Here is a 17,028-nt window from a genome sequence, read left to right as displayed (position 1 = left end):
TTATTTAAGTATTTGTATTGTGCTTGGCTGTGTACTGCTTGCACATCTATTCAAGGAGAGTAAGATGATTGTTCAACGAAGGGTTACGTGGCTTTTCGCATTTTTACAGGTGCTTCTGCTGTCGGCTTGTGGAGTGGCAAGCCATGCGCAGGTTTCATCAATGGATGATGAGCAAAAACTTTATGATATCAAGGAAGCGATGGATCTCCAGAGGCTGTCGACGCTGGCCTCTAGCGATGCAGACGTCAATTTCCTTAAAGCACTGGGGCAATCGAGGAACATAGAATATGCGCGTTTCATTGATGTCAATCCGGCCTTGGTCAAGGCAGGGGTTGGCCGGCTTTTGGTGTCGCTACCAAATGGAGATATTGTAAAGTTTCAGCAACGTAATGTCTATGAAGAAGGTAACAATACTACGTATTGGTTTGGAGACATCGTTTCCGATCGAAAACAACACCACACATCTCCTGGTGAGGTTGATATAGATCCTGTCAGCAGAATTATGCTGGTGCGGCAAGGGCAGCGTCTGAGCGGTGAGATATATCTGCCAGGACAATTTTATCGTTTGGAAAATGCGGGTGCGGGGCGATATGCTCTCATTAAAGTTGGGTCGGATTCTAATTTAAAGTGTGATCCTATACGTGAGTCGCAGGGTAAAAAACTGAAAAAAGCAGTGAATGGTTCACAGCCCAGGGCGCGTAGTATTATTCGGGTCATGTTCGTTAGTACGCAGGAGGCGCGTGCAGTTGATCCGTCTTTTGAAGGCAGGATTAGGGCAATGTTGGCATCGAGCTCTCAGGTGTTTCGGAGAAGTAATGTTGACCTTGAGTTTGAGTACGCTGGGTATTATGCCTCGAGTTTAAAGGAGTCTGAGTTTGACAATGAACCATCTGAAGTGCTGAGGGCGATCCGTTTGTCAAACACGACTGTCGCAAAACAAATTGCTGAACAGAGAGAGTCGAAGCAGGCTGATTTGGTTGTCACTGCAGTTGCTTATCCATTTTTTGGTGGCAAGGCTTATGCCTCGACAAGAAAAGAAACTGCCTTTGCTTTGATCAGCGTTATGCACGACTCAGACATTCTGACGCATCAGCTTGGACATCTCTTGGGCGGGGACCATACCTGGAAACCTGGAGATCCCGATCTAGGTGATCCTCCTTACAAATTCGCGCATGAGTTTTTTGCCAATGGTGCTAAGTATCACACGATAATGGGTAAGTTTGATTGCGGAAAAAATGGATGTGATCATTATGATATGGGGCAGTTTTCTGATCCTAATGCTTCTTTTGCTTCAGTTCGTTTGGGTACTAAGGAACATAATGATAATGTTCGTTATTTTAATGAGGTTAGGGATGATGTGTCCAAATTCTACCCCTGAAATCAAGGTCGAGTGTCTATAGGTGGGCGCTGAGTGAGAAGGCACGCTGGTGGTTGAGGTGACCTTCTCGCTCGAGCCTGATCTTACGTTCAAGGAATGCGAATGGTTCGGCCAACGTACAGTGAATGCGGTTGGCTATCTTGCCCAGTGACCAGGTTTTCCAGTTGTTCGATGGAACTCGCCGTAAACGGCGCAGACTTTGGTCCGGCCATATCCACGTGCAGTAGCAGTTGCTCGCTGGCGGAGAGGGCTTCCTCAAAGTCCTTTCTATGCAAGCTGTGGTACAGGTGCAGGCGCTTCTTGTCGAAGCCGATAATGAATGTCTGCACCCACACCTCAGTATCAAGCTTTACCTCGTGCAAGTAGTTGATATGCGCCTCTAGGGTAAACAGCGAATGCCCGCTCTGCCCTCGTGCATCGGCATCCAGGCCGATGCGCTCCATCAGCGCATCGGTGGCGTAGCTGAAGATCAGCAGGTAGTAGGCATCGCGCAGGTGGCCGTTGTAGTCGACCCATTCCGGCAACACCCGGGTACGGTAGGTGATCAGGGCGGGCATCGTTTACTCCTCAGTCGCCGAAGGCCATGCCGTGCTTGGCTTTGCTGGTTTTCACCGCTTCCAGTACCGCCAGCAGTGTGTCATCACGATAGCGCTCCAGGGCCGCGATGCTGCGCTCGCCCAGCTGTTCCGAGGTGCCTTCCACCACATCGTCGATCAGCTTGTCGGTCAGCTCCGGTGCCGGCAGGTACGTCCAGGGCAGCTTCAGCGCGGGGCCGAACTGGGCCATGAAGTGGCGCATGCCGGCGTCGCCACCAGCCAGGGTATAGGTAAGGAAAGTGCCCATGAACGACCAGCGCAGACCGGCGCCGAAGCGGATCGCGTCGTCGATCTCGCCAGTGCTGGCGACGCCGTCGTTGACCAGGTGCAAGGCCTCGCGCCAGAGCGCTTCGAGCAGGCGGTCGGCGATAAAGCCGGGGACTTCCTTGCGCACATGCAATGGGCGCATGCCCAGCGCTGTGTAGAGGGCTTTTGCCGCTTCGATGGCGTCGGGGCTGGTGTTTCGGCCGCCGACGATTTCCACCAGTGGCAGCAGGTACACCGGGTTGAACGGGTGGCCCACCACGCAGCGCTCGGGGTGGGTGGCCGACTCATAGAACTCGCTGGGCAGCAGGCCCGAGGTGCTGCTGGCGATGATCGCATTCGGCTTGGCGGCGGCGCTGATCTTCGCGTGCAGGTCGAGCTTGAGGTCCAGGCGTTCGGGGGCACTCTCCTGGATGAAATCGGCGTCGCGCACGCACGCCTCGATGGTGGCGACGAAAGTCAGGCGATCCTGTGAGGCGCCGGGCGCCAGACCTTGCTTCTGCAGGGCCGGCCAGGCATTGGCGATACGTTTGCGCAACATGGCCTCGGCGCCGGGCGCAGGGTCCCAGGCAATCACGTCCAGGCCATGGGCCAGGGCGCGGGCGACCCAACCGCTGCCGATTACGCCGCTACCCAGGGCGGCGAAGGTCTTGATGTCGGTGATGAATGGCATATCGGGCTCCTACAGGAATATCAGCGGCGTTTGAGGTTCATCTTTTCCCGGCCTTCTGCCGGGCTGAGCACGCGGGCACCCATGCGGGTGATGATTTCCATCGCCCGTTCCACCAGCTGGCCGTTGCTGGCCAGCACGCCACGGTCCAGGTACAGGTTGTCCTCCAGCCCGACCCGGACGTTGCCGCCGAGCAGCACCGCCTGGGCGGCCATGGGCATCTGCATGCGGCCGATGCCGAAGCCGGCCCAGGTGACATTGGCCGGCAGGTTGTCGACCATCGCCTTCATGGTGGTGGTATCCGCCGGCGCGCCCCATGGGATGCCCAGGCACAGCTGGAACAGCGGGTCGTCCAGCAGGCCTTCCTTGATCATTTGCTTGGCGAACCACAGGTGACCGGTATCGAAGATCTCCAGCTCGGCCTTCACGCCCAGCTCGGTGATGCGCTTGGCGCCTGCGCGCAACTGGGCCGGGGTGGAGACGTAGATGGCGTTGCCGTCGCCGAAGTTGAGGGTGCCGCAGTCGAGGGTGCAGATTTCCGGCAGCAGTGCCTCGACATGGGCCAGGCGCTCCAGCGGGCCAATCAGGTCGGTGCCTGGGCCGAATTCCATGGGTGACTCGCCCGGGCCGATCTCCAGGTCGCCGCCCATGCCGGCGGTGAGGTTGACGATGATGTCCACGTCAGCCTCGCGGATGCGCTCCATCACTTCGCGATAGAGGTTGACGTCGCGGCTAAAGCGGCCGGTTTGCGGATCGCGAACGTGGCAGTGGACCACGGTGGCGCCGGCCTTGGCGGCCTCGACGGCGGATTCGGCGATCTGTTTCGGGGTGACCGGGACCAGGTGGCTCTTGGCGACCGTGTCGCCGGCACCGGTGAGGGCGCAGGTGATGATGACGTCGTGGTTCATGGTGGATTCCTTTTTGTGACTATGGACCGGATCTCTGTAGGAGCGGCCTTGCGTCGCGATAGGGCCGCGCAGCGGCCCCAGGATTTATGTGGCGGCGTTGAAGTCCGGGGGCCGCCTTGCTGCCCTATCGCGACACAAGGCCGCTCCTACACCGATCGGGTTGACCTGTCGGTGTGCGAGTAGGCGATGAGGTTCTGTCAGTTGGCCGTGAGCTTGAGGTTGTCCGCGGCGGGCTTGCCATCGAAGGTGGTTACACCCTCGAGCCAACGGGCCTTGTCCTCGGGGTGGTCCTTGAGCCACTGGCGGGCGGACTCCAGCGCGTCCTTGTGATCGAGCAGCGGCTGCATCATCCGGCTCTCGTCCTCGGCGCTGAAGTTCAGGTTGGCCAGCAGGCGGTGGGCGTTGGGACAGCGTTCGGCGTAGTCCGGCGCGGTCACCGTCCACACCGTGGCGCGGCCTTCGTCCGGGCCCAGGGCGTCCTGGCTGTCGCCGAGATAGACCATGTCGATGTTCACGTTCATTGGGTGCGGCGCCCAGCCGAAGAACACCACCGCTTCCTTGCGTCGTACCGCTCGGTCCACCGCGGCGAGCATCCCGGCCTCGCTCGACTCGACCAGCTGGAACTTGCCCAAGTCGAACTGGTTCTTGCTGATCATCGCCTTGATCTGGGTATTGGCGCCGGAGCCTGGCTCGATGCCGTAGATCTTGCCGCCCAGTTCCTTCTGGAACTTGTGGATGTCGGCGAACGTCTTCAGGCCTTTGTCGGCCAGGTATTTCGGCACGGCCAGGGTGGCGCGGGCGTCTTCCAGGCTTGGCTTGTCGAGCACCTTGACCTGGTTGGCCTGGATGAATGGGGTGATGGTCTGGGTCATGATCGGGTTCCAGTACCCGAGGAACATGTCCAGCCGCTTGTCGCGAATACCGGCGAAAATGATCTGCTGCGAGGCGCTGGTCTGCTTGGTCTGGTAGCCCAGACCATCGAGCAGCACCTGGGCCATGGCGCTGGTGGCGATCACGTCGGTCCAGTTGACCACGCCCAGGCGCACGTCCTTGCAGACGGCGGGTTCGGCGGCGAAGAGCGGTGCGGCTACGGTGGTGCTGAGCACGAGGGACAACAGGCTGCGGCGGATAAAGCGTTGCATGGTGGCTCTCCATCGGCAGTGCATATTGTTATGGGTCCGGCCTCTGCGGGCCGTGAGAACACGCTACGCTGGTGACAGGGTGGAAAATCGCACCCTGGCGACCAACACTTGCACGGAGGCGACCACCTTTGCGCGGAGCATGCGATGCCGGAAACCATAGACTTCCTGTTGCTACCCGGCTTTTCCGCCATGGGTTTCATCAGTGCCATCGAGCCGCTGCGCGTGGCCAATCGCTTCCGTGGCCCGTTGTACCGCTGGCGCGTGCTGAGCCTGGACGGTGGCGCGGTAGAGGCCAGCAACGGCATGTCGGTGAATGCCGATGGCGCGCTGGGGGAGGGCGGGCACGGGCGGCTGTTGCTGCTGGTGGCCGGCTTCGAGCCCTTGGCGTGCTATGGATCGGCGCTGCAGCAAGCGCTACGTCGTCTCGACCATGAAGGCGTAGTGCTCGGGGGTATCGACACCGGCGCAGTGGTGCTGGCCGAGGCCGGCCTGCTCGATGGTCACCGGGCGACCCTGCACTGGGAGGCACTGGAGGCGTTCAAGGAGCGTTATCCACGCCTGCAGGTGACCCAGGAGCTGTTCGAGATCGACCGCCGGCGCATCACCTGTGCCGGCGGCACGGCCTCCATCGACCTGATGCTCGACCTGATCGCCCAGGCCCACGGCAGTGAGCTGGCGGTGCAGGTTTCCGAGCAGTTCGTGCTGGGGCGCATCCGTCCGCGTCAGGACCACCAGCGCATGGAGATCGCCACGCGTTACGGGCTGCGCAACAAGAAGCTGGTGAAAGTGATCGGCGAGATGGAGCGCAACACCGAGCTGCCGCTTAACACCCAGGTACTGGCTGATGGCGTGCAGGTGACCCGGCGCCAGTTGGAGCGGCTGTTTCGCCTGTACCTGGCCGACACGCCCAGCGGTTTCTATCTGCGGCTGCGACTGGACAAGGCCCGCCAGCTGCTGCGCCAGACCGACATGAGCGTGCTGGAGGTGGCAGTGGCGTGCGGGTTCGAGTCGGCGTCGTATTTCACCCGCTGCTATCGGACACGGTTCGAGCGGTGCCCGCGGGAAGACCGGCGATTGGTCGGGTCATGAAGTGAGCATTCGCGGGGCAGGCAATCACTGCTGTCCGATCGACTGCAGGTATTCCGAGCGCTCGTCGCTACGCTGCGCCACGCAGGTATCCCACGCCGCCTCGTACGCCTTGCTCCCCGGCTTCTCGGCCCAGGTCTCGACCTTGCAGTCGGCGTCGCGCAACTGTGCCCACAGCTTTTCGGCGGCCTCCATCTTGCCGCTCAGTGCCGCGGCCTTGTCGCTTTCATCCGCGTACTGGTCGCGGATGCGTTGCATCAGGTCGTCATAGGCCGCTTTCAGTTCGCGCTCGGCGGTCTGCTTGTTGTAGGCCGCGCAGGCATACCCCTGCTGTTCGGTCTCAACGTTGTCGCAAGGCGTGCTTTCTTCCTCGGCGGCGTGCGTGCTACCCGCGACCGCCAGCAGAACCAGCCATGCCATTGATTTCATCCAATTTCTCCTGAACAGGCTGACCAATCGCTGGATTCTCGCTCAGCGCAGGTTCGGGCGATAGCTCCCTGACGAAATGTTCATCAAACGTCGTTGTCGAGACTCGCTCTCATTGCCGAGCGCCGTGCCAGAGCGTGCCGGATCGGCCATTGACGCTTTCGGCAAACCCCCTGTCGTTTTTGCATCGGGGCGCCTCGGGCGGCAGGCATATGCTGGCCCCAAAGCGCCGGCACAAGGTTCGGCGCATGCAGACTTCAATAAAAGGGGACAGCCTGATGAGCCCAGCCGAACTTCACGCCGACAGCATCGTCATCGACGGCCTGATCATTGCCAAGTGGAACCGCGAGCTGTTCGAGGACATGCGCAAGGGCGGGCTGACCGCGGCCAACTGCACGGTCTCGGTGTGGGAGGGCTTCAAGGCCACCGTCGACAATATCGCCTCCAGCCAGAAACTGATCCGCGAGAACAGCGACCTGGTGATGCCGGTGCGCACCACCGCCGATATCCGCAAGGCCAAGGAGCTGGGCAAGACCGGCATCCTCTTCGGCTTCCAGAACGCCCATGCGTTCGAAGACCAGATCGCCTATGTCGACGTGTTCAAGCAGCTCGGCGTGGGCATCGTGCAGATGTGCTACAACACCCAGAACCTGGTCGGCACCGGTTGCTACGAGCGTGACGGTGGCCTGTCGGGCTTCGGCCGCGAGATCGTCGCCGAGATGAACCGCGTCGGCATCATGTGCGACCTGTCCCACGTTGGCTCCAAGACCTCCGAAGAGGTCATCCTCGAGTCGAAGAAGCCAGTCTGCTATTCCCACTGCCTGCCCTCGGGCCTGAAGGAACACCCGCGCAACAAGTCCGACGCAGAGCTGAAGTTCATCGCCGACCACGGCGGCTTCGTCGGCGTGACCATGTTCGCGCCGTTCCTGGCCAAGGGCATCGACTCGACCATCGACGACTACGCCGAGGCCATCGAGTACACCATGAACATCGTCGGCGAGGACGCCATCGGCATCGGCACCGACTTCACCCAGGGCCACGGCCAGGACTTCTTCGAGTACCTGACCCACGACAAGGGCTACGCCCGGCGCCTGACCAACTTCGGCAAGATCATCAACCCGCTGGGTATCCGTACCGTCGGCGAGTTCCCCAACCTGACCGAAACCCTGCTCAAGCGCGGCCACTCTGAACGCGTGGTGCGCAAGATCATGGGCGAGAACTGGGTCAACGTCCTCAAGGATGTGTGGGGCGAGTAAAGCCGCTCTCCAAGCCTGAAAGCCCCTGCCAGCAACGCCGGGGCATCCAAACAAAAAATTTTATGGAGTTGAGTTTCCATGGCCAAGATCGCCCCGCAATTGCCAATCGAAGTCGACAGCGAGACCGGTGTCTGGACCAGCGACGCCCTGCCGATGCTCTACGTGCCACGGCATTTCTTCGTCAACAACCACATGGGCATCGAGGAAGTGCTGGGCGCCGACAAGTACGCCGAGATCCTCTACAAGGCCGGCTACAAGTCCGCTTGGCACTGGTGCGAGAAAGAAGCCGAGTGCCATGGCCTGGAGGGCGTGGCGGTGTTCGAGCACTACATGAAGCGCCTGTCCCAGCGTGGCTGGGGCCTGTTCCAGATCCAGGACATCGACCTGGACAAAGGTACCTGCAGCGTCAAGCTCAAGCACTCGGCGTTCGTGTACGTGTATGGCAAGTGCGGCCGTAAGGTCGACTACATGTTCACCGGCTGGTTCGCCGGGGCCATGGACCAGATTCTCGCTGCCCGCGGCAGCTCGATCCGCACCGTGGCCGAACAGGTCTACGGCGGGTCGGAAGAAGGCCACGAAGATGGCCTGTTCGTTACAAAGCCGTTGTAAGCCGGAGATAGCGTCATGGCCTTCGAAGCAATGTTCCAGCCGATCCAGATCGGCAAGCTGACCGTCCGCAACCGTGTGCTCAGCACCGCGCACGCCGAGGTCTACGCCACCGACGGCGGCATGACCACCGACCGCTACGTGAAGTACTACGAAGAGAAGGCCAAGGGCGGCATCGGCCTTGCCATCTGCGGCGGCTCTTCGGTGGTGGCCATCGACAGCCCGCAGGAGTGGTGGTCGTCGGTCAACCTGTCCACCGACCGCATCATCCCGCACTTCCAGAACCTCGCCGACGCCATGCACAAGCATGGCGCCAAGATCATGATCCAGATTACCCACATGGGCCGTCGCTCACGGTGGGACGGCTTCAACTGGCCGACGTTGATGTCGCCGTCGGGCATCCGCGAACCGGTGCACCGCGCCACCTGCAAGACCATCGAGGTGGAAGAGATCTGGCGGGTGATCGGCAACTACGCGCAAGCCGCGCGTCGCGCCAAGGAGGGCGGCCTGGACGGCGTCGAGCTGTCGGCTGTGCACCAGCACATGATCGACCAGTTCTGGAGCCCGCGGGTCAACAAGCGTACCGACGAGTGGGGTGGCACCTTCGAGGGCCGCATGAAGTTCGGCCTGGAAGTGCTCAAGGCCGTGCGCAAGGAAGTCGGCGATGACTTCTGCGTGGGCATGCGTATCTGCGGCGACGAGTTCCATCCCGATGGCCTCAGCCACGAGGACATGAAGCAGATCGCCGCCTACTACGACGCCACCGGCATGCTCGATTTCATCGGCGTGGTCGGCTCGGGCTGCGACACCCACAACACCCTGGCCAACGTCATCCCCAACATGAGCTACCCGCCGGAGCCGTTCCTGCACCTGGCGGCCGGCATCAAGGAAGTGGTCAAGGTCCCGGTGTTGCACGCGCAGAACATCAAGGACCCGAACCAGGCCACACGCATCCTCGAAGGCGGCTATGTCGATATGGTCGGCATGACCCGCGCGCACATCGCCGACCCGCACCTGATCGCCAAGATCAAGATGGGCCAGGTCGACCAGATCAAGCAGTGCGTCGGTGCCAACTACTGCATCGACCGCCAGTACCAGGGCCTGGATGTGCTGTGCATCCAGAACGCCGCGACCTCCCGTGAATACATGGGCGTGCCGCACATCATCGAGAAGTCCACCGGGCCGAAGCGCAAGGTGGTGGTGGTCGGCGCAGGCCCAGCTGGCATGGAGGCGGCCCGCGTCGCCGCCGAGCGTGGCCACGACGTCACCGTGTTCGAGAAGAAAGACCAGATCGGCGGACAGATCACCATCGCCGCCAAGGCGCCGCAGCGCGACCAGATCGCCGGCATCACCCGCTGGTACCAGCTGGAGTTCGCCCGCCTGAAGGTCGACCTGCGCCTGGGTACCGCTGCGGATGTGGACACCATCCAGGACCTGCGCCCGGACATCATCGTGCTGGCGGTGGGCGGCCATTCGTTCCTCGAGCAGAACGAGCACTGGGGCGCCGCCGAAGGGCTGGTGGTCAGCAGCTGGGACGTGCTCGACGGCAAGGTCGCGCCGGGCAAGAACGTGCTGGTGTACGACACCATCTGCGAATTCACCGGCATGTCGGTGGCCGACTTCCTCGCCGACAAGGGCAGCCAGGTCGAGATCGTTACCGACGATATCAAGCCGGGCGTGGCCATGGGCGGCACGACCTTCCCGACCTACTACCGCAGCATGTACCCCAAAGAAGTGATCATGACCGGCGACATGATGCTGGAGAAGGTCTACCGCGAGGGTGACAAGCTGGTGGCGGTGCTCGAGAACGAGTACACCGGCGCCAAGGAAGAGCGCGTGGTCGACCAGGTGGTGGTGGAGAACGGCGTGCGCCCTGACGAGCAGCTGTACTACGCGCTCAAGGACGGCTCGCGCAACAAGGGCCAGATAGACGTGGAGGCGTTGTTCGCCATCAAGCCGCAGCCGATCCTCAGCCAACCGGGCGAGGGCTACCTGCTGTACCGCATCGGCGACTGCGTGGCCCAGCGCAACGTGCATGCGGCGATCTATGACGCCTTGCGGCTGTGCAAGGACTTCTGATCGCACCGCCTCTCTAGAGGCGGGATTGGCCCCCTGTAGGAGCGGCCTTGCGTCGCGAAAGGGTCGCGAAGCGACCCCGGGATCTGTGCATCACTGCTGAGCCCCAGGGGCTGCTTTGCAGCCCTTTCGCGACACAAGGCCGCTCCTACAGGGGTCGGTGCCGCCCATGAGAGCGGCGCAGGATTCTAGCTGTTGTGGGAGCCTCCCATGTTGAACACCCTCTTACCCATCCTGCTGTTCGCCGCCCTCGGCCTGGCGGTGCTCGGCGCCCTGCGCCGGGTGCGCATGTGGCGGCGTGGGCGGCCGAGCAAGGTTGACCTGATTGGTGGCCTGCTGGCCATGCCACGGCGCTACCTGGTGGACCTGCACCATGTGGTCGAGCGCGACAAGTACATGTCCAAGACCCACGTGGCCACCGCCGGCGGCTTCGTGCTGTCGGCCGTGCTGGCGATCCTGGTGCACGGCTTCGGCCTGCACAGCAAGATCCTCGGCTATGCCTTGCTGGTGGCCACGGTGATCATGTTCACTGGCGCGCTTTTCGTCTTCAAACGCCGGCTCGATCCGCCTTCACGCCTGTCCAGGGGCCCATGGATGCGCCTGCCGAAAAGCCTGCTGATGTTCGCGGCGAGCTTCTTCATCGCCACGCTTCCGGTTGCTGGCATCCTGCCGGAAGGTACTGGCGGCTGGGTGCTGGTCGTCTTGCTGGGTGTCGGTGTGCTGTGGGGCGTGTCCGAGCTGTTCTTCGGCATGACCTGGGGCGGCCCGATGAAGCACGCCTTCGCCGGTGCCCTGCACCTGGCCTGGCACCGCCGCGCCGAACGCTTCGGCGGTGGCCGCTCCACCGGCCTCAAGCCGCTGGATCTGGAAGACCCGAATGCACCGCTGGGCGTGGAAAAGCCGGTCGATTTCACCTGGAACCAACTGCTCGGTTTCGACGCCTGCGTGCAGTGCGGCAAGTGCGAGGCCATGTGCCCGGCGTTCGCCGCCGGCCAGCCGCTGAACCCCAAGAAGCTCATTCAGGACATGGTCATCGGCCTGGCCGGTGGTACCGACGCACAGTTCGCCGGCAGCCCTTACCCGGGCAAGCCGGTCGGCGAGCATGGCGGCCATCCGCACCAGCCGATCGTCAATGGCCTGGTGGATGCCGAGACGCTGTGGTCGTGCACCACCTGCCGCGCCTGCGTCGAGGAATGCCCGATGATGATCGAGCACGTCGATGCCATCGTCGACATGCGCCGCCACCTGACCCTGGAAAAGGGCGCCACGCCGAACAAGGGCGCCGAGGTGCTGGACAACCTGATCGCCACTGACAACCCCGGCGGTTTCGCCCCGGGCGGGCGGATGAACTGGGCGGCCGACCTCAACCTGAAACTGCTGTCCGAGGTGAAGCGCACCGAAGTACTGTTCTGGGTCGGCGACGGCGCCTTCGACATGCGCAACCAACGCACCCTGCGGGCCTTCGTCAAAGTGCTCAAGGCCTCGGGCGTGGACTTCGCCGTGCTCGGCCTTGAAGAGCGCGACAGCGGAGATGTGGCCCGTCGCCTGGGCGACGAGGCGACCTTCCAGCAACTGGCCAAGCGCAACATCCAGACCCTGGGCAAATACAGCTTCCAGCGCATCGTCACCTGCGATCCGCACAGCTTCCATGTGCTGAAGAACGAGTACGGTGCGCTTGGCGGCGAGTACCAGGTGCAGCACCACAGCACCTACATTGCCGAGCTGATCGCCGCGAACAAGCTCAACCTCGGCCAGCACAAGGGCGGCAGCGTTACCTATCACGACCCGTGCTATCTGGGCCGCTACAACGGCGAATACGAAGCCCCGCGCGAAGTGCTCAAGGCGTTGGGCATCGAAGTGCGCGAGATGCAGCGCTCGGGCTTCCGTTCCCGCTGCTGCGGCGGTGGCGGCGGTGCGCCGATCACCGACATCCCCGGCAAGCAGCGTATTCCCGACATGCGCATGGACGATATCCGCGAGACCGAGGCCGAGCTGGTGGCGGTGGGTTGTCCACAGTGCACGGCAATGCTCGAAGGCGTGGTCGAGCCGCGTCCGCAGATCAAGGACCTGGCCGAGCTGGTCGCCGATGTGCTGATCGAAGACGAAGCCCCTGCAACCGCGAAGTCGCAGGCTGCCAAACGTGAACCTGCGGAGGTGCACTGATGAGCGGCATCATCCGCCGCGACCCACGCGCCGAGTGGATCGCCCGTAACCGTCTGCATCCGCTGCACGCGGCGATGCAGACGCAACAGACGAGCTGGATGGGCCCGCACGGGATCATCCGCAAGAACCCGCACGCGATCGCCGCCGGCTTCATCGGCCCCAGCGGCCTCAAGCGCATCGACCGCAGCGGCGCCCAGCAGGGCACCGGTGTCGGCGGGCGACGCAGCGCGGCCGCCGAAGTGCAGTTGCCGCTGCACAGCGTGGCGCAACCGGCCTTCTACATTGCCGTGGTCCCGGACATGGTCGGTGGTCGCCTGGGCAGCCATGACCGCGACCTTTTGGGCCTTGCCCACAGCCTTGCCGGCGGCGACGGCGCGGTGCTGGCCATCGTCTTTGGCGAGCACAAGGAAAACAACTTTTCCACAGCCGGCGTCGATCGCTTGCTGGTCATCGAGGGCGAGGCCTTCGCAGGTTATGCACCGGAGCAGCTGGTCCAGGGCCTGCGGGCTGTGGATAACCAGTTCGCGCCGCGTCACTGGCTGCTGCCTGACAGCCGTACCGGTGGCGGCGAACTGGGACGTCGCCTGGCCGCGGCGCTGGGCGAACGCCCTGCGACGCGGGTGTGGCAGGTCAAGGACGGCCAGTGCATCGGTCGTGCCGGTGCCGGCCAGCAGGATATCCAGCGGAGTGTGCCACGCCTGATCCTCGCCGCCGCCGAATGTGCCGAGCCGGTCAGCGAAACCCGTCATGAAGCGTTGCCGGTGGAGTTGTCCACAGGCGTGGCACGCAGCCTGTCGCGTATCGAAGACCTGGGTTCGGTGGCCGTGGACCCGGCGGCCATCGCCATGGCCGAGGCCGAGTTCATCGTCTCCGGCGGCAACGGCGTCAAGGATTGGGACCTGTACCACCGGGCCACGGCGGCCCTCGGCGCCACCGAGGGCGCATCGCGGGTGGCGGTGGACGACGGCTTCATGCCGCGCAACCGCCAGGTCGGCGCCACCGGCACCTGGGTCACGGCGCGGGTCTATGTGGCTGTGGGTATCTCCGGTGCCATCCAGCACCTGCAGGGTATCGGTGCCTGCGACAAGGTGGTGGCGATCAACATGGACCCGGGCTGCGACATGATCAAGCGAGCTGACCTGTCGGTGATTGGTGACAGCTCGGCAATTCTCAAGGCACTGATCGAGGCTGTGGACAACTTCCGCAGCGGCGGCCAGCGCGACGCGGCATAGGGGCAGCGAGCATGAGTACGAAAGTCATCAGCCTGGTCTCGATCGGCGCCCACCCCAGCTCCGGCCGCGCCCGCCGCGCCGAGCAGGATGCCCGTGCCGTGGAACTGGGCTTGCAACTGGCTGGGGATAACTTGCAGGTGGTGCACGCCGGCGATCCTCGCGAAGAGGCACTGCGTGCCTACCTGGGCATGGGGCTGGATCATCTGGATGTGCTGGAACAACCCGCCGGCGCCGATGTATTGGGCGTGCTCGGCGATTATCTGCGCGACGCGGGTGCCCAGCTGGTGCTGACCGGCAGCCAGGCCGAAACCGGCGAAGGCTCGGGCATGCTGCCGTTCCTGCTGGCCGAGAAGCTGGGCTGGCCGCTGGTGGTGGGGTTGGCCGAGGTCGAGTCCATCGACAACGGTACCGCCCAGGTGCTGCAGGCTCTGCCAAGGGGTCAGCGGCGTCGCCTGAAGGTGCGCCTGCCATTGCTGGCAACTGTGGATAACGCTGCGCCCAAGCCTCGACAATCGGCGTTCGGCCCGGCCCGGCGTGGTGTACTGGCGGCGCGCAATGTGGCAGTGATTGAGGATTCGTTGCTGGCCGAGGATGCCCTGCAACCTGCCAGGCCACGGCCCAAGCGGCTCAAGGTGATCAAGGCCAAGAGCGGCGCCGACCGCATGAAGGCCGCGACGGCCAAGGCCAGTGGCGGGGGGGGCAAGGTGCTCAAGGATGTATCTCCACAGGAAGGCGCCGAGGCTATTCTCAAGCTGCTGGTAGAGGAGGGGGTACTACGCTGATTTTGCCCACATTCACTGTTGGTCACGCTGTGGATAAACTGTTCGAATACCGCTGAAGCCCTTGTCAATCAATGTGTCTGCAGGTTTGTTCAATTTCTGAGCACTGGCATCTCCATTCATCATGGAAGCTATAGCGAACTGAGATTGATATGAGATATGCACAGACATATGCACAGACCTTGATTGGAGGGGGTTGTCAACAAAGCTTGTTCATGTCTCTGTGGACAAGTTGTTTGTGCAAGGCTGCAAGCACCGGACTCATTGGACTTTGGAGGAGTGACTATTTTTTGTTCATCAATGGTCGGAAGCAGACAGGCGAAGCTGTGCCTGTGAGTTGTTGAAAAGAGGACCCACTTTACCAGGCGGGCTGCATGACCCTGGTAATTTTGCTAGTTAACGCTCCCTGACAGGCGGTGGTAGTGTTGCTGCCAGGTCAGACAGGGGCTTATCTATGTTCACGGCAAAGCTGTTGGTCACAGACCATCTACTTAGTCCTAGCCTTGTACGGGGGACGTCAGGGAGTGCGCCTGTCTCCTATACCCCCTACGGTGACCGTTCTTCGCGAACGGGTTTCGCATGCACAGGCTTCTCAGGCCAGTTTCGTGAGCCAATCTCAGGCAGCTATCTGCTGGGCAATGGCCGCAGGTCCTACAACCCTCAGCTGATGCGCTTCCATTCACCCGATGCACTAAGCCCATTTGCTGCCGGAGGCCTGAACCCCTATGCGTACTGCAAAGGTGACCCTGTCAACATGACCGACCCAAGTGGCAATTTCCCTGGATACAAGGCGACAGTGATGGGGAACGCGCCGGCACTCTATACGGCAGGTAAAATGGTAGTCAGCAGTCTCTACAATAGAACACTGCCATCGGCTAAAGATACCGTTGTCACGCTCGCCACAGCAGCAGTTGGCGGTGTAGGTATGTATGGTGCTCTGTTGCAGTATCACGGCGATCCGTTGGGTGATGATTATGCTAACTGGACAACGGCGATAAATGGAGTTGGAACGACTGCATATTTATTTATGAGTGATCTGCTGAAAGGCGGTACGTTAAGCCTTGAAAAAGTTCGGGAAGTCGGTGGAAAGGTGGCCAGTTATACCCGCGAAAGTTTCAGGACTCGACATGCAAGAGAAATCGCAATGGAGAGTATGACCAAAGAAAACCAAGTAGTACTTCGCACATTCGAGCCGCGGCACAGCGTGGTAGAACTCCGAGGCAGAAGTCCAGGCTCGTCGAGTTCGGATAGCGAGTCTGATCTTACTAGTTCTGCTGAATCGCTAAGACGAAGCTGATTAGTCACCTGGCTAGATAGTATTCGGCTTCGGCGCAACTACGGGTTATTCGTGCTGTTTCGACCTGTCGAGGTACCGACTATGAGCGTTTCATCATCATTGTTGCAGACGGATCTTCAGTACAGTGCCCTGGCCGCCATGCTTAGAGACGGATCTCGGTTCATTGCTTATACGGTATATGGCGCGTCTCCGGTAATAGTCGCTGGTACCTTGACGGGTTTTGATGGAGTAGTGCGAGACGGCTGTTTGGGGGGGTATCTGCTTGGAAATGGTTATCGTGTATACAGCCCCATGCTGATGCGTTTTTATTCTGCCGACCAGGTGAGTCCATTTGGGCGAGGTGGAGTAAATGCTTATGCGTACTGTCAGGGTGATCCAGTCAATTATCGAGATGACTCTGGGAGGGTGCGGAAACCTGCTCGAAAAATATCATTATCTGAATTCCAACTGGCTTCATTGGCAAGCCTGGCTAAAGAATTGACAAAAGAAATAAGTATCTTGGATGAACAGCTTGAAAAAAGCGGAAGGTTGTTGAGGAGTAGCCCGTCGCGTGGAGCGCCAAGTTCCGCAGAGAAAAGCCTTCGGGAGTCGATGGTGCAATTACAGCTGAAAAGGCATGAGGTCGAGAAGTCTCTTGTAACAGTTAATAATGAAAGCGCCAAGCTTTCGCAGTCAACATCAGCGACGTCATCGGAGTCAGAGTCACAAGCTAGTCAGCCTACTTCGCCCACACTCGCACTAATTTCTGTGCAGGTTCGTCAATCCTCTAGCTCTTCAGTTCACCATGATCCAGGAGCGCCTCGCCAAGTAAAAGAGCATTATTTTGTCTACCCAGGCAGGTGACACACCATGAGACAGGCTACTGTACTTCTAGAAGTTGACAGGCAGAAGAGTGCCTTGAATCTCAATTCGGGTCGTGGGTACACGCCGTTTGGCTACAGGCAGGCATATTTTTCGCTGATGGGTTTCACAGGTCAGTTATGTGAGCGTGGCCTGGGGGCGTATGCGCTCGGGAACGGACACCGCTTCTATAACCCCTGGTTGATGCGCTTCCATTCTCCAGATGCATTAAGCCCTTTTCCCAAGGGGGGATAAATGCTTATGCGTATTGCGCGCTCGACCCCATAAATCATGTCGATCCTAATGGTC

At 61.1% G+C, this 17,028-nt stretch carries 16 protein-coding genes; 11 read left to right on the top strand and 5 right to left on the bottom strand.

The window, feature by feature from the left end:
* Positions 1–64: 64 nt before the first annotated feature.
* Positions 65–1,378 (top strand): hypothetical protein, encoded by a 1,314-nt coding sequence (locus tag AC25MA_RS04585; RefSeq protein WP_139121012.1) that lies wholly within the window; start codon positions 65–67, stop codon positions 1,376–1,378.
* Between the two features lie 89 nt (positions 1,379–1,467).
* On the opposite strand, the gene AC25MA_RS04580 is transcribed toward AC25MA_RS04585, so the two are convergent.
* The 4 genes from AC25MA_RS04580 to choX all read right to left on the bottom strand — a co-directional run bounded on the left by AC25MA_RS04580 (position 1,468) and on the right by choX (position 4,958).
* Positions 1,468–1,935, bottom strand: coding sequence for a thioesterase family protein (locus AC25MA_RS04580; protein WP_028688454.1), 468 nt, complete (start codon positions 1,933–1,935; stop codon positions 1,468–1,470).
* Between the two features lie 10 nt (positions 1,936–1,945).
* Positions 1,946–2,911: an L-carnitine dehydrogenase gene (locus tag AC25MA_RS04575; protein ID WP_028688453.1), complete on the bottom strand. Its 966-nt coding sequence runs from the start codon at positions 2,909–2,911 to the stop codon at positions 1,946–1,948.
* 20 nt (positions 2,912–2,931) lie between these two features.
* Positions 2,932–3,816, bottom strand: a complete 885-nt coding sequence (gene cdhC, locus AC25MA_RS04570) for a 3-dehydrocarnitine:acetyl-CoA trimethylamine transferase CdhC (protein WP_028688452.1) — start codon at positions 3,814–3,816, stop codon at positions 2,932–2,934.
* Positions 3,817–4,013: 197 nt separating this feature from the next.
* Complete coding sequence (gene choX / locus AC25MA_RS04565; protein ID WP_028688451.1) at positions 4,014–4,958, bottom strand: choline ABC transporter substrate-binding protein; 945 nt, start codon at positions 4,956–4,958, stop codon at positions 4,014–4,016.
* 144 nt (positions 4,959–5,102) lie between these two features.
* On the opposite strand from choX, the gene AC25MA_RS04560 reads away from it, so the two are divergent.
* On the top strand, positions 5,103–6,047 hold the full coding sequence (locus AC25MA_RS04560) for a GlxA family transcriptional regulator (RefSeq protein ID WP_088852220.1): 945 nt from the start codon (positions 5,103–5,105) through the stop codon (positions 6,045–6,047).
* A 24-nt stretch (positions 6,048–6,071) separates the two neighbouring features.
* On the opposite strand, the gene AC25MA_RS04555 is transcribed toward AC25MA_RS04560, so the two are convergent.
* A complete protein-coding gene (locus AC25MA_RS04555; protein WP_028688449.1) occupies positions 6,072–6,473 on the bottom strand; it encodes a lysozyme inhibitor LprI family protein in 402 nt (133 codons plus the stop codon).
* Positions 6,474–6,748: 275 nt separating this feature from the next.
* Here AC25MA_RS04555 and AC25MA_RS04550 point away from each other — a divergent pair, with 275 nt between their 5' ends.
* The 9 genes from AC25MA_RS04550 to AC25MA_RS04510 all read left to right on the top strand — a co-directional run bounded on the left by AC25MA_RS04550 (position 6,749) and on the right by AC25MA_RS04510 (position 16,974).
* Complete coding sequence (locus tag AC25MA_RS04550; protein WP_011536164.1) at positions 6,749–7,726, top strand: dipeptidase; 978 nt, start codon at positions 6,749–6,751, stop codon at positions 7,724–7,726.
* A 78-nt stretch (positions 7,727–7,804) separates the two neighbouring features.
* The gene (locus tag AC25MA_RS04545) at positions 7,805–8,335 is read left to right on the top strand and encodes a DUF5943 domain-containing protein (protein ID WP_028688448.1); all 531 of its coding nucleotides are present in this window, start codon (positions 7,805–7,807) and stop codon (positions 8,333–8,335) included.
* A 15-nt stretch (positions 8,336–8,350) separates the two neighbouring features.
* The gene (gene dgcA, locus AC25MA_RS04540; RefSeq protein WP_028688447.1) at positions 8,351–10,411 is read left to right on the top strand and encodes a dimethylglycine demethylation protein DgcA; all 2,061 of its coding nucleotides are present in this window, start codon (positions 8,351–8,353) and stop codon (positions 10,409–10,411) included.
* 207 nt (positions 10,412–10,618) lie between these two features.
* A complete protein-coding gene (dgcB, locus tag AC25MA_RS04535) occupies positions 10,619–12,571 on the top strand; it encodes a dimethylglycine demethylation protein DgcB (RefSeq protein WP_088852221.1) in 1,953 nt (650 codons plus the stop codon).
* Positions 12,571–13,803 (top strand): electron transfer flavoprotein subunit alpha, encoded by a 1,233-nt coding sequence (gene etfA, locus AC25MA_RS04530; protein WP_486971814.1) that lies wholly within the window; start codon positions 12,571–12,573, stop codon positions 13,801–13,803. Before dgcB ends, etfA begins: the two co-directional genes overlap by 1 nt.
* Before the next feature lie 11 nt (positions 13,804–13,814).
* Complete coding sequence (etfB, locus tag AC25MA_RS04525; RefSeq protein ID WP_028688444.1) at positions 13,815–14,585, top strand: electron transfer flavoprotein subunit beta; 771 nt, start codon at positions 13,815–13,817, stop codon at positions 14,583–14,585.
* 451 nt (positions 14,586–15,036) lie between these two features.
* Positions 15,037–15,879, top strand: a complete 843-nt coding sequence (locus tag AC25MA_RS04520; protein WP_349738405.1) for an RHS repeat-associated core domain-containing protein — start codon at positions 15,037–15,039, stop codon at positions 15,877–15,879.
* A gap of 81 nt (positions 15,880–15,960) precedes the next feature.
* Positions 15,961–16,722, top strand: a complete 762-nt coding sequence (locus AC25MA_RS04515) for an RHS repeat-associated core domain-containing protein (RefSeq protein ID WP_083241987.1) — start codon at positions 15,961–15,963, stop codon at positions 16,720–16,722.
* A gap of 6 nt (positions 16,723–16,728) precedes the next feature.
* Positions 16,729–16,974: an RHS repeat-associated core domain-containing protein gene (locus AC25MA_RS04510; RefSeq protein WP_486971813.1), complete on the top strand. Its 246-nt coding sequence runs from the start codon at positions 16,729–16,731 to the stop codon at positions 16,972–16,974.
* Positions 16,975–17,028 lie beyond the last annotated feature (54 nt).

This window comes from Pseudomonas sp. P65(2024) (genome assembly GCF_057480955.1).
The sequence above is the reverse complement of the archived record's forward strand: the minus strand, read 5'-3'. Positions and strand labels throughout refer to the sequence as shown.